We start from the raw sequence: 12,820 nt of genomic DNA on the forward strand, positions 1-12,820 counted from the left end.
CGCTCCACCGCCCGCGTTTCCAGACTTCCGGTATGAGCGAGCACGACCGGCGGCAGCCCCCGGCCACCCCCGACGCCCCGCACGACACCACACCCCTCACCGCTTCCGTCACCGCCTCCGCCGCCACCCCCGTCACCGATTCCGACGTTCCGTCAGAATCCAGCGAAAAAGCCTTAGTTGACTGCCCGTCAGTTTCTTCCGACCCGTCAGCTGCTTTCGACGCGCTGTACGGTGCGCACGCCGGGCCGTTGGTCCGGCAGGCGCTGTTGCTCACCGGACGGGCCCGGCTCGCCCGGCGGGCCGTCGAGCGGGCGTTCCAGACGGCCTGGCAGCGGTGGCCGGAAGTGGTGGCGGACCCGGACCCGGTGGGGTGGGTGCGGGCGGCCGCGTACGAGTACGCGCTGGCGCCGTGGCGGCGGCTGTTCCCCGGGCTGCGGCCCGCCGAGCGTCCCGGGCCCGGGACGCCCGCGCCGCCGCCGGCCGCGCCGGAGGACCATGCGCTGCTGACCGCGGTGCTGGCGCTGCCCGTCCCGTACCGCCGGGCGCTGCTGCTGCACGACGGGGTCGGGTTGGGGCTGCACGAGACCGCGGCGGAGGTGGAGGCCAGTACGCCGGCGGCGACCGGGCGGCTGACGCACGCCCGGGAGTGCCTGGCCGAGCGGCTGCCGGAGCTGGGGCTGAAGGGGCTGCCGCCGGACCGGCAGGGCGCGGTACTGCACGCGCGGCTGGGCGCGCTGGCGGCGCTGCGCCCGGTGGTGGTGCCGCCGGCGCGGGAGGTGCGGACCGGGGCGGAGCGGCGAGCCCGGCTGACCACCCGTACGGGGTTCGGGGCGGCCGGGCTGCTGGCGGTGGCGGCGCTGGCGGTGTCGCTGGGGACGCCGGACGGCTACCGGCCGCCGCCGCGGCGCCCGGCGGTGGCCGCCCCGTCCGCGGCACCGGGGCCGGCGGCGGCGCCCCCGGCGGCCCAGCAGGCGGACCGGCCACGACAACAGCACCACCGGAAGGGCGGGCACCTCGCCCGCCGCCACCGGGCGCTGCTGAACGGCGCCCGGCTCACCCCCGACGCCCGGTGAACGGGGCACGCCCCGGCGCCCGCCGGACGCGGAACGGCCGTGGGCCCGCACCCCTTTCCGGGTGCGGGCCCACGGCCGTCATACGGTGCCGCCGCGGCGGTACGCGGACGGGCGCGCGGTTCAGCCGCCCAGGATCTTGCGGGCCAGCAGCGCGGTCTCGGACGGGGTCTTGCCGACCTTCACGCCCGCGGCCTCCAGGGCCTCCTTCTTCGCCTGGGCGGTGCCGGACGAGCCGGACACGATGGCGCCGGCGTGGCCCATCGTCTTGCCCTCGGGCGCGGTGAAGCCCGCCACGTAGCCGACGACCGGCTTGGTGACGTTCTTCTTGATGAAGTCGGCGGCCCGCTCCTCGGCGTCGCCGCCGATCTCACCGATCATCACGATCAGGTCGGTGTCGGGGTCGGCCTCGAACGCCTCCAGGGCGTCGATGTGGGTGGTGCCGATGACCGGGTCGCCACCGATGCCGACGGCCGACGAGAAGCCGATGTCCCGCAGCTCGTACATCATCTGGTAGGTCAGCGTGCCGGACTTCGACACCAGGCCGATGCGGCCGGGCTTGGTGATGTCGCCCGGGATGATGCCGGCGTTGGACTGGCCCGGGGTGATCAGGCCGGGGCAGTTCGGGCCGATGATCCGGGTCTTGTTGCCCTTGGCCTTGGCGTACGCCCAGAAGGCGGCGGAGTCGTGCACCGCGATGCCCTCGGTGATGACGACGGCCAGCGGGATCTCGGCGTCGATGGCCTCGACGACGGCGGCCTTGGCGAAGGCCGGCGGGACGAAGAGGACGGAGACGTTGGCGCCCGTCTTCTCCATCGCCTCCTTGACGGAGCCGAAGACCGGGACGGACGTGCCGTCGAAGTCGACCTCGGTGCCCGCCTTGCGCGGGTTCACGCCGCCCACGATGTTGGTGCCGTCACCGAGCATCAGCTTGGTGTGCTTCATGCCGGTGGCGCCGGTCATCCCCTGGACGATGACCTTGCTGTCCTTGGTGAGGAAGATAGCCATGGTTGTTGGAGTCCTCGTCCCTTACTTGGCCGCGGCCAGCTCGGCGGCCTTGTCGGCCGCGCCATCCATCGTGTCCACGCGCTGCACCAGCGGGTGGTTGGCGTCCGAGAGGATCTTGCGACCCAGCTCGGCGTTGTTGCCGTCGAGGCGGACGACCAGCGGCTTGGTGACGTTCTCGCCCTTGGACTTCAGCAGTTCCAGGGCCTGCACGATGCCGTTGGCGACCTCGTCGCAGGCGGTGATGCCGCCGAAGACGTTGACGAACACCGACTTGACGTCCGGGTCGCCGAGGATGATCTCCAGGCCGTTGGCCATGACCTCGGCGGAGGCGCCGCCGCCGATGTCGAGGAAGTTGGCGGGCTTGACGCCACCGTGGTTCTCACCGGCGTAGGCGACGACGTCCAGGGTGCTCATGACGAGACCCGCGCCGTTGCCGATGATGCCGACCTGGCCGTCGAGCTTGACGTAGTTCAGGCCCTTGGCCTTGGCGGCGGCCTCCAGCGGGTTGGCCGCGGCCTTGTCCTCCAGGGCCTCGTGACCCGGCTGACGGAACTCGGCGTTGGCGTCCAGGGAGACCTTGCCGTCGAGGGCGAGGACGTCACCGGAGGCGACCTTGGCCAGCGGGTTCACCTCGACGAGGAGGGCGTCCTCCTTCACGAAGGTCTGCCACAGGGTGACCATGACCTCGGCGACCTTCTCGGCGACGTCCGCCGGGAACTGCGCCTGGGCGACGATCTCGCGGGCCTTCTCGATGGAGACGCCCTCGTTGGCGTCGACCGGGACCTTGGCGAGCTTCTCGGGGGTCGTCGCGGCGACCTCCTCGATGTCCATGCCGCCCGCGACCGAGGCCATGGCCAGGAAGGTGCGGTTGGTGCGGTCGAGGAGGTAGGAGACGTAGTACTCCTCGGCGATCTCCGGGGCCGTCTCGGCGATCATCACCTTGTGGACCGTGTGGCCCTTGATGTCCATGCCCAGGATGTCCGTCGCGCGCGCGACGGCCTCGTCCGGGGTGGCGGCCAGCTTGACGCCGCCGGCCTTGCCGCGGCCGCCGACCTTGACCTGCGCCTTGACGACAGACTTGCCGCCCAGCCGCTCGGTCACCTCGCGCGCCGCCTCAGGCGTGTCGATGACTTCACCGGCCAGCACCGGTACACCGTGCTTGGCGAAGAGGTCCCTCGCCTGGTACTCGAACAGGTCCACGCGCGTCCGTCCCTTGTCTTCTCAGAATCGCCGTAGTGATCGCGGTTCGTTCGTCTGCGATGGGCGTGCCGCGAAGGGCAACGTGACGGCGCTGTCACAGGGGAGGCGTATACACGGTGTCCGGATACGCGGCATGTCCGTCTCGCAGCGTATCGCCGCTGGACATGCGTCCCTAAATCACAGATCACACTCCGGCGGTGATTACGGTCACAGATCTTTTGGCCAACGTGGGGTGCCGCCCCCTTTCCGCAGGGATGCCGCGGCGCGTCGGAAACATTTCACAGGACCGACCGCCTCCGTGTGAGGCTTCGCCGCCATCTGCCGCGCGATCGGGCGGGGTGCGCCGTTCGGGGGCTGGGGTGGGTGGGGGCCGCGCCGTCGTCGGCGTCGTTTGGGCACAGGGGCGGATGACCGGCGGGCTGGGGTCCGTACGACCGCCTGGCCGGGGTCCGGATAACCAGCCGGCCGGGTCTGCCGGTCCGTCCCGTTCCGGTTGCGGGAACGCGAATGCCGGGAGTCGTTCGGGGGGAGAACGCGCGACGTGCCTGCGGGGTACCTCCGTGGGGGGTCCCCGGGGAGCCTCACGACGGTTCAACACCCGGTGAAAGTAACTGCGTTGACACCTTGTGAGCGCCACGCGTTGTTCAACTAGGTGACAAGTCCCGTTCGTTCGGGGCAACTCCCGTTCTCCAGCCCGGGAATACGCCGCCTGCCCCAGCACGTTGTGGCCCCGAAGGGGGCCCGCGCACCCCCTAGGGAATCCGTTCCCCTCCCCCCTACGGGCCCCCGCCCCCACCGCACGTACCGTCCGGCCCGCCCCCGCCCCCACCCACGAAAAAGCCGAGCGGCCCTCCCCCACAGAGGGCCACCCGGCGTCTTTCACTGGACGGTGCGCAGCGATCCCCACATCACTCCGACCGCCTCATCCGGCGTCCCGCGTGCCCCGGTTTCCCGGCCGCCGCCGCGGCCGTTCCACCGGTGCACTCCGTACGGTCCGCCGGACGGATCAGAGGCCCTGCACGGGGAGCGCGGGCACCGCCGGGATGTTGGCGGCGTTGGTCAGGTCGGCGACGTGCGCGGGCACGGCCGGGGCCAGGCTCCGGGCGCCGGTGACGGTGGTGGTCGCGGTGCTCTTGGCGTCCGTCACCACGACGGTGGTCAGGCCCTGCCCGAACGGCACCGCGTCGCCGCCCACGCCCTGCGCGAGCGCGGTGGCCTGACCGGCGACGCCCTGCGCGAACGGCACCGCCTGGCCCTGGGCGCCCTGCACGAAGACCTGGACGCGGCCGCTGACGACGGTCACGAACGGGGTGGCGTGGCCGGCGGCGTCACCGGCGAGCATGCCCGCGTCGCCGACGGCGCCCTGGGCGACCGGCAGGACCTTGGCGACCGTGCGGCCGGCGACCGGCGGCAGCACGTCGGCGGCGGTGCGGTCGACGACCGGACGCGCGGTGGCCAGGGCGCCCTGGGCCTGCTTGGTCAGCTGCTCGGGGCGCAGCCCCGCACCGGCGAGACCGGCCAGCAGGTTGTCGGCGGAACCCGGGGCCTTGGGCAGGCCGGGGACCTTGGGCAGCGCCGGGACGCCGGGCAGGCCCTTGGGCAGGCCGCCGGGCAGCTTGGCGGCGGGCACGCCGGGGGCGGCCGGCAGCTTGCCGTTCACCAGCTTGCCGGCCTTGCCCAGGTTGGCGTGGTCGGCGGTCTTGGTGACCTGCTTGACGGCCTTCGTGGCCTGCTTGGTGTCGACGGCCTTCTGGACGTCACCGGTGTTCAGGCCGGACAGACCGGCACCGCCGACGAGCTTGCGCACGCCGTCCACGACGCCGCCGACCTGCGGAAGCCGGCCGGTGGGCAGCTTGTCAGCCGAGACGCCACCGCCGCCGAGGGCTCCGGTCGCCTTGCCGGCCAGGCCGTTCACAGTGGCGGTGGCCGTGCCGGCAGTCTTCTGGACGGTGCCGGTGACCGCGCCGGTGGGCAGGTGCCCGGCCGCACCGGTGACGGTGCCGACGGCGGGCAGGTCCGGCGTGGCCGGCAGCTCCGCTGCGTTGGCGGCGACCGAACCCAGGGCCCACAGGCCGGTGGCGGTGGCGGCGACGGCGATGGAACGGCGGATGTTGGTGCGCATGGTGGTGGTGTCCTTCGAATTCGGGAGGTTCAACGGGCAGACCTGTGCCGCCCCCGCGCGGCAGGTCCTTTCGGACGCGGAGCGGTCTGCCCTAGCCGGGGAATTCGAGGATTTCTTCGGCCCGTCGGCGCGTCGGGGCGCCATCGGCCGTACGGACGCCACCCGGCAGCAGCCGGAAGCGCGGGGAGTCCGCCGGAACGGCGGCGTGCTGGTCCCCACCACGGGGACCGTGGCCGTCGCCCGTGGTGTGCGCGGGCGGCGCGGCCGGACCCTGCGGGCCCTGACCCGGCAGGCCGTGGCGACCGGCGTCGCGCTGCGCAAGCCCCGTGGGACGGTGCTGGTGCTGTGTGACGGCCTGGTGCTGCGGCGCGTCACCGCAGTGCGCCGGGCGGAACAGGTGCGAGGCGGCCGGGCCGTCGCCGGTCGGCGCGGCACCCGGGCCCGCCGGGGCGCCGCCGGGCGTCCCGCCGTGCGCGGGCGTGCCACCGTCGCCGGGCCGACCCGGCTGCGTGCCGACGGGGAGGTGGACGGGCAGCGCGCCGCCGACCGTGTCCCCGATCCCGCCGATCTCCTTGACCACGCCGGTCACCTCGTCCACCGGGCCGGTGAGCCGTCCGGTGACCGGTGCGACAGCCCGCTCGGCGGGGCGCACCGCGCCCTCGACGGTGGCCGCCGCGGTGTCGGTCCCACGGGCGAGTGCGGCGTCTGCCGCCCGTCCCTGGTGCGCCAACGCGGCCCCGGACTCCGGCAGTCGGCCGGTGTGACGGGTGGCGGTGGCGCCCTCCGGGGCCTGGGCCCCGGTCAGCGCGGGTGCGGCCGGGTGGCCGTCGGCGGGCGTCCGGTCGGCGGCGTGTGCGCCGGCGCCGAAGGCGATGCCGAGGAGGACGAAGCCGATCAGGAAGAGCCCTGCCAGCAGTGCGCGCCGCATGGCCACGGTGCGCGGCAGGCGCACGGCGGCAGGCATGGCGAACACAGCGGACAAGGAGGGGACCTTCCCATGTGGACGGGGACAGCCGGGCACAGCGCCTCGGTGTCGCACCCGTCACGGGTGATCGAGCGATGCCCTGATCCTTGCACGACACGCCAGGTGCCACGCAAGTCCCTCCGGGCTTCCTGTCACTGTTGCTCCGCCATGTCCGGTATGGGCAGCGGCCTCTTCTCCAGTGCGGCCGCCATCACCTCCGGAAACCGGTCGGGTGTACAGGCGAACGCCGGTGCCCCCATGGCCGCGAGGGCCGCGGCGTGCTCCCGGTCGTAGGCGGGCGCTCCTTCATCGGACAGTGCGAGCAGGGTCACGAACTGCACGCCGGACGCCTTCATCGCGGCGACCCGCTTGAGCATCTCGTCGCGTATCCCACCCTCGTAGAGGTCGCTGATGAGGACGACGACGGTGTCGGCGGGGCGGTGGATCCGCGACTGGCAGTACGCCAGCGCCCGGTTGATGTCCGTACCGCCGCCGAGCTGGGTGCCGAACAGCAGCTCCACCGGGTCGTCCAGGTGGTCCGTCAGGTCGGTGACGGCGGTGTCGAAGACGACCAGCCGGGTGTCGAGGGCCCGCATCGAGGACAGGACCGCCCCGAACACCGAGGCGTACACCACAGACGCGGCCATCGATCCGGACTGGTCGATGCAGAGCACCACGTCCTTCGTCGCCGACCGCGCGGCGCGGCCGTATCCGATGAGCCGCTCGGGGACGACGGTGCGGTGTTCCGGGAGGTAGTGCCGGAGGTTGGCGCGGATGGTGCGGTCCCAGTCGATGGCGCGGCGCCGCGGGCGGCTGGTCCGGGCGGCGCGGTCCAGCGCCCCGGTGAGCGTGGCCCGGGTGCGGGTGACCAGCCGCTGCTCCAGCTCCGCGACGACTTTGCGGACGACCGCCCGGGCGGTCTCCCTGGTGGTCTCCGGCATCACCTTGTTCAGGGAGAGCAGGGTGCCCACGAGGTGGACGTCGGCCTCGACGGCCTCCAGCATCTCCGGCTCCACCAGCAGCGCGGACAGCCCCAGCCGGTCGATGGCGTCCCGCTGCAGCACCCGCACCACGGACGACGGGAAGTACGCGCGGATGTCGCCCAGCCAGCGGGCGACCTGGGGTGCCGAGGCGCCGAGCCCGGCGGCCCGGGTCCCGCCATCGTGCCGCACCCCACGGGCCGGCCGCTGCTGTCCGTAGAGGGTCTCCAGTGCCTCGTCCATCGCGGCATCCCTGCCGCGCAGTTGGCAGTCGGTGCCGTCCGCTCCGGCCCCGCCCAGCACCAGCCGCCAGCGTCGCAGCCGCTCCGTTTCCCGGTCGGTCGTCTTCGTCATCTCCTCGCCCCCGTCAGCTCGTTGGCCCTTCGTCGCGGGCCGGTCGCCCCGTCCGTGGCAGCCGCGCCTTCCCCGATGGCGTCCTCGCCATCGGCTTCGTGGCCGTGCTCGGGTATTCCCAGCAGGAGGCGGAGGGTGGGGAGGACGGCGGCGGCGCGGTCGCGGTCCAGGCCGGGGCCGAAGCCGGGCACCGCCGACTCCGCTGGGGTGCTGCCGGGCTGACGGGATACCTCGGTCGGCCCGCGGCGGACCAACTCGCCGATGCTGCGCCGGACTCCGGTGTCGTACGTGGCGAACGTGCGCCGCAGCAGCGGCAGGACGTCGGTGAACGCGGCGTCCGGTACCCGCGTCAGCCAGGCGTCCACCAGTGCCAGCAGCCGCTCGTCGTGGACCAGCAGCAAGCCGCCGTCCGGGCCGCCCACGAATCCCTCGATCCAGCCCGCGGCGTCGGCGGGCGGGGTGCCGGGCGAGAGGGCGAGTGCCAGCAGCCGCTCCGCGCCCTCGCCGGGCAGTCGTCCGTCGTCCAGCAGCAACCGGGTGGCCCGTCCGCGGAGCAGCCCGGGGACGGCGTCCCGCTCGGCGAGCACCCGGAGCACTGCCGCCCAGCGCTCCCGGAGGGGCGCGGGCGGGGCCTCACCGGTCGTCGTCCGATCCGGTGCCCCACCGCTGGCCTCGCCGCTTATCCCGCCGTTTGCCCAGCCGTTTGCCCCGCCGTTCTCCTCGTGCTGCTCCGCGGTCTGCGCGAGGAGGCCGACGGCCTGGTGGGTGGTGTCGAGGTGGCCGCGCATCTCGGCCGCCCCGTCGGCGTCGAGGCCCGCACAGGCCGGGGGCAGGCCGACGAAGATCTGGCCGGCCAGCCCCAGCGCCACCGCGCGGAGCCCGGCGGCGTCGGTGCCGCGGACGTCCCCGTAGCGCACCGACCGGACCAGGGCGGGCAGCGCCTGGGCGAGGTGGCCGACGTCGGCGTCGAGGGCCGCGCGGTCCGCCAGTGCCCGCATGACCACGGGCAGGGCGTCGGGCAGCCCGGCGAGCAGACAGCGCTCGGCGAGCGCGGTCACCTCGGCGAGCGTGCCGGTCTCCGCGGCGTCGGCGGCGGCCTTGACGGTGGCCGCCGCGCGCACGGTCGTGCCCCAGATGCCGGCCTCCGCGACCCGTACCGAGAGCTCCGGCTCCCAGCGCAGCCGCCAGGTCTCCCGGAAGGTGCCGGTGCTGCCCCGGGAGCGGACCGGCTCCCCCCAGGGGATGCCGAGCAACCGCAGTCGGTGCAGCAGCCTGCTGCGGCCGGCGTCGGTCTCCTTGCGGAGGTCCAACTCCAGCTCCCGCTCGGCCGCCTCGGCCTTGAGCCGCAGCGCACGACGGCAGCGGTCGAGGTCCCGTTGGAGGGGGACGGCCGGGGCGTCTTCGGGGACCCGTCCCAGGATGTCGCCGATCACGAGGCGGTCGCGGATCAGTGCGGCGGGGACGTCGGAGCCGTCGCCCATGACGGCGCGGACGGCGTCGTCGAGTTCGGCGAGGCCGGCCAGCGGGCGGCCGCGGACCGCGGCGAGCCCCTCGGCGAGCCGCACCGCCTCGATGACATGCGCGGACGAGACGGCGTAGTCCTCCTCGCGGAGCAGCCGGGCGGCCTTGGTCAGCCAACGCTCCACGGGACGGTCGGGGGCTTCGAAGAGGTGGCCGTACCATCCGGGTGAGGCGATGCCGGCTCCGTAACCGCTGTGCCGGGCGAGCCGCCGGTGGGTCCACGGCACCCAGCTCAGTGCCGTCCTGACCTTCGGCAGGCCCTTGAGGAGCTGCCGGTCGCCGGCCGCGGTGGGGTGGGGGCCGGAGCGCTGCCGGTCGCGGGCCGCCGTGGGGTGGTGGCCGGAGCGCTGCCGCCCGTCCGGGAGGGCCAGTGCGGGGACGTGCCAGGCCCCGCAGACGACAGCGACCGGATCACCGAACTCCCGCCGCGCGGCCCGGAGTCGGAGCCGCATATGGGCCTCCCGCAGCGCGTCGCGCTCGTCTCCGCCGTCGCCGTACGCGGCACGCAACTCCCCCATGGCCTCGGCGAGCGCGGCGAACGGAGCCAGAGCATCCGCGTCGGACCCGTGCTCGCCGCGGTGCTCGACCGCGTCCTCCCACCAGCGCTCGGGCTCGTCGTGCCCGGCGGCCTCGGCGAGCACCCGCAGCGGATCCAGCCGCGCGGCCCCCGACTCCCCGCCTTTCACGTCATCGGCCTCCCCGGCCGGCATCACCTCACCTTCCGGCATCGCCAGCGAGTGCGCCGCCGGGAGGTCGATGAAGCGCACCGGAACGTCGTGCTCCAGTGCCCAGCGCAGCGCCACCCACTCCGGGGAGAAGGCGGCCAGCGGCCAGAACGCCGCACGGCCCGGGTCGTCCACGGCGTGCGCCAGCAGGGCGACCGGCGGCCGCATCTCCGAACGGGCGGCCAGCGGCACCAGGGCGTCCGCCTCCGGTGGCCCCTCGATCAGCACCGCGCGGGGTGCGCACTGCTCCAGCGCGGCCCGCACCGCCCGCGCCGAACCCGGACCGTGGTGCCGCACCCCCAGCAGCACCGGCCCCGCCGCTCCGCTTCCGCCGGTCATACGCCCACCTCCCGGCAGGCGCGGTAGAAGTCCTTCCAGCCGTCGCGCTCGCGCACCACGCTCTCCAGATACTCCTGCCAGATGACACGGTCCGCGGCCGGATCGCGGACCACCGCGCCGAGGATGCCGGCGGCCACGTCCCCGGGGCGCAGCACGCCGTCCCCGAAGTGGGTGGCCAGAGCAAGGCCGTTGGTGACCACCGAGATCGCCTCGGCCGTGGAGAGGGTGCCCGTCGGCGACTTGAGTTTGGTGCGGCCGTCGGCCGTGACGCCGCCCCGCAGCTCACGGAACACCGTCACCACCCGGCGGATCTCCTCCATCCCCCCGGGTGCCGAAGGGAGTTGGAGCGAGCGCCCGATCTGCCCGACGCGCCGGGTGACGATGTCCACCTCCTCCTCCGGTGTGGCGGGCAGCGGCAGCACGACGGTGTTGAAGCGGCGGCGCAGCGCGCTGGAGAGGTCGTTGACCCCGCGGTCGCGGTCGTTGGCCGTGGCGATCAGGTTGAAGCCGCGGACGGCCTGCACCTCCTGGCCCAGCTCCGGTATCGGCAGGCTCTTCTCCGACAGGATGGTGATGAGGGCGTCCTGGACATCGGCCGGGATCCGGGTCAGCTCCTCCACCCGCGCGGTCATGCCCTGCGCCATCGCCCGCATCACGGGGCCGGGCACCAGGGCGTCGGGGGTGGGGCCGTGGGCGAGCAGCTGGGCGTAGTTCCAGCCGTAGCGGATCGCTTCTTCCGGGGTGCCGGCGGTGCCCTGGACCAGCAGGGTGGAGTCGCCGCTGACCGCCGCCGCGAGGTGCTCCGAGACCCAGGTCTTGGCGGTGCCGGGCACGCCGAGCAGCAGCAGCGCGCGGTCGGTGGCGAGGGTCGTCACCGCGACCTCGATGATCCGCCGCGGGCCGACGTACTTGGGTGTGACGACCGTGCCGTCGCCGAGCGTGCCGCCGAGCAGATACGTCGCGACCGCCCACGGTGAGAGCCGCCAGCGCTCCGGCCGGGGCCGGTCGTCGGCCGCCGCGAGCGCCGCCAGCTCCTTCGCGAAGGCGACTTCGGCGTGCGGTCGGAGTACGTCCCCGGCCGCGGGGCGCGTCCGGTCATCTGCCGTGTTGCCGTTCTGCCCTGTCGTGTTGCCGTACTCGCTCATGCTTCCCCCTCGTCGCACGATGTGCGGCCGGCACCCCGCGCGGAACCCGCCGGCCGCTTGCGGTTCCAAGCCTGCACCAGACCACTGACAATCCCCCGAAAACCGGTCCTGACCTGCGGAGTTGATGTCGGCCGAGGGCGATTGTCAGTGGCGCGTCGTAGCGTCGAAGACAGCGAATCCGCAGGGGTTCGACGGCAGAGCTTCGACAGGGGTTCGACAGGGGTCGACGGAAGTCCGCAGGGGGATCGGATGAATCTGCAGGAAGAACGCGGGACGACGGACGAGGTGCTCGCGCAGGCTCCGGACGGGGCCTCGCGCGCCGCGGGCGAAAGGCTCGCTGCGGCCCGCCGGCGCGCGGCCCGCCGCATGCAGCGGATCGGTGCCGGTGCCACGGAGTTGGAGCAGCGGCTGGAGGATCTCCTGCACTCCGGTCTCGCGGCGAGCGGCCGCGTCACCGGCGGCATCTCCCCCATGGGCTCCCTCATGGGCTCCCCCATGGGCCCGGACAGAGCCGACGTGGCCGGGCCGGACTCCTGGGAGGAGACCGCCGCCCGCATGGTCGATGCCCAGGCGCCCGGGCTCGCCTCCCGAGTACGGGAGTTGGGTGGCCTTACCTCCTCCGGCCCGGACTGGCCGTCCCGTCTGCTGGAGGAGTGTGCCCTGCTGCACCTCCTCGACCAGGCATTCCTGGGGCTCGAACGACTCCCGGCCCCGCTGGCGGCGACGGTCCGCGCCCGGGTCGGCCTGACCACGGAGGCCGCGGACGTCCTGTCCGACCCGGACTCGGTGACCATCCGGGACCGCTGGCTCGTGCTCGCCCAACAGGACGGCGAGGACGGTGCGTTGACCAGCCGCCGGATCTTCCTCCGCGGCGAGCGGACCGGCCGGATGGCGCTGCACCTTTCCTTCGGCGGCCCGCACCGCCCCCTGGAGGTGACCCTGCCACCCGGCCTGCTGCTCGACGCCGACCTGGCCTACTACCCGGGCGCCCGGCCGCTGCGCGTCGCCCTTGGCGAGCGGCATTCCCCCGCAACCCCGGGACCGGTCCCGCCCGGTTGCGGCATCGACGCCGCCCTGGCCGCGTACGGCCACGCGCTGCGCGACGACCCGTGGCTGGGCTCCTGGCCGGTGGTGCTCACCGACGTCACGCCCATACCGGACGGGGAGGGCCGCTGCTGGCAACTGGCCGACGCCGACGGCGAGTCCGCGCTTCCCCTGGACCCGCGCTGCCTGGGCCGTACGGCTCTGTGGCAGCTGGCGGCCATATCGGGCGGCGCGCCGGTCACGGTCTTCGGCACCTGCGGCCACCGGGGCTTCCTGCCGCTGACGGCCTGGGACCCGTCACCGGTGCCGCTGCCCCTGTGACCCGCGGCGTGACGCGTAACGGCCCAC

General features: G+C 74.1%; 9 protein-coding genes. 2 read left to right on the forward strand and 7 right to left on the reverse strand.

The annotated features are described in order from the left end of the window. Positions 1–32: 32 nt before the first annotated feature. Positions 33–1,073: a hypothetical protein gene (locus ACRAS8_RS13970; protein WP_438486339.1), complete on the forward strand. Its 1,041-nt coding sequence runs from the start codon at positions 33–35 to the stop codon at positions 1,071–1,073. Positions 1,074–1,193: 120 nt separating this feature from the next. Here the strand turns inward: ACRAS8_RS13970 and sucD are convergent, their stop codons facing one another. The 7 genes from sucD to ACRAS8_RS14005 form a co-directional block, all read right to left on the reverse strand. Next, positions 1,194–2,078, reverse strand: coding sequence for a succinate--CoA ligase subunit alpha (sucD, locus tag ACRAS8_RS13975; RefSeq protein ID WP_438486341.1), 885 nt, complete (start codon positions 2,076–2,078; stop codon positions 1,194–1,196). Positions 2,079–2,099: 21 nt separating this feature from the next. Further along, on the reverse strand, positions 2,100–3,278 hold the full coding sequence (gene sucC / locus ACRAS8_RS13980; protein WP_438486343.1) for an ADP-forming succinate--CoA ligase subunit beta: 1,179 nt from the start codon (positions 3,276–3,278) through the stop codon (positions 2,100–2,102). A gap of 1,006 nt (positions 3,279–4,284) precedes the next feature. Further along, the gene (locus ACRAS8_RS13985; protein ID WP_438486344.1) at positions 4,285–5,400 is read right to left on the reverse strand and encodes a hypothetical protein; all 1,116 of its coding nucleotides are present in this window, start codon (positions 5,398–5,400) and stop codon (positions 4,285–4,287) included. A 91-nt stretch (positions 5,401–5,491) separates the two neighbouring features. Continuing rightward, the gene (locus tag ACRAS8_RS13990) at positions 5,492–6,382 is read right to left on the reverse strand and encodes a hypothetical protein (RefSeq protein WP_438486346.1); all 891 of its coding nucleotides are present in this window, start codon (positions 6,380–6,382) and stop codon (positions 5,492–5,494) included. Positions 6,383–6,516: 134 nt separating this feature from the next. Then, a complete protein-coding gene (locus ACRAS8_RS13995; protein WP_438486348.1) occupies positions 6,517–7,698 on the reverse strand; it encodes a VWA domain-containing protein in 1,182 nt (393 codons plus the stop codon). Further along, on the reverse strand, positions 7,695–10,283 hold the full coding sequence (locus ACRAS8_RS14000) for a DUF5682 family protein (protein ID WP_438486350.1): 2,589 nt from the start codon (positions 10,281–10,283) through the stop codon (positions 7,695–7,697). Before ACRAS8_RS14000 ends, ACRAS8_RS13995 begins: the two co-directional genes overlap by 4 nt. Next, positions 10,280–11,428 carry an ATP-binding protein gene (locus tag ACRAS8_RS14005; RefSeq protein WP_438486352.1) on the reverse strand — a complete coding sequence of 383 codons (1,149 nt, stop codon included), beginning with the start codon at positions 11,426–11,428 and terminating at the stop codon, positions 10,280–10,282. Before ACRAS8_RS14005 ends, ACRAS8_RS14000 begins: the two co-directional genes overlap by 4 nt. A 249-nt stretch (positions 11,429–11,677) precedes the next feature. Here ACRAS8_RS14005 and ACRAS8_RS14010 point away from each other — a divergent pair, with 249 nt between their 5' ends. Then, the gene (locus tag ACRAS8_RS14010; RefSeq protein ID WP_438486354.1) at positions 11,678–12,793 is read left to right on the forward strand and encodes a hypothetical protein; all 1,116 of its coding nucleotides are present in this window, start codon (positions 11,678–11,680) and stop codon (positions 12,791–12,793) included. Positions 12,794–12,820 lie beyond the last annotated feature (27 nt).

Source organism: Streptomyces sp. S186 (genome assembly GCF_051603415.1).
In the GTDB taxonomy this organism is placed as follows: Bacteria; Actinomycetota; Actinomycetes; order Streptomycetales; family Streptomycetaceae; genus Streptomyces.

Excerpts from the sequence above, each read along its gene's own strand:
- ACRAS8_RS13970 (WP_438486339.1), top strand. The coding sequence starts at position 33 with ATGAGCGAGCACGACCGGCGGCAGCCCCCGGCCACCCCCGACGCCCCG.
- sucD (WP_438486341.1), bottom strand. The coding sequence starts at position 2,078 with ATGGCTATCTTCCTCACCAAGGACAGCAAGGTCATCGTCCAGGGGATG.
- ACRAS8_RS14010 (WP_438486354.1), top strand. The coding sequence starts at position 11,678 with ATGAATCTGCAGGAAGAACGCGGGACGACGGACGAGGTGCTCGCGCAG.
- ACRAS8_RS13995 (WP_438486348.1), bottom strand. The coding sequence starts at position 7,698 with ATGACGAAGACGACCGACCGGGAAACGGAGCGGCTGCGACGCTGGCGG.
- ACRAS8_RS13985 (WP_438486344.1), bottom strand. The coding sequence starts at position 5,400 with ATGCGCACCAACATCCGCCGTTCCATCGCCGTCGCCGCCACCGCCACC.
- ACRAS8_RS14005 (WP_438486352.1), bottom strand. The coding sequence starts at position 11,428 with ATGAGCGAGTACGGCAACACGACAGGGCAGAACGGCAACACGGCAGAT.
- ACRAS8_RS14000 (WP_438486350.1), bottom strand. The coding sequence starts at position 10,283 with ATGACCGGCGGAAGCGGAGCGGCGGGGCCGGTGCTGCTGGGGGTGCGG.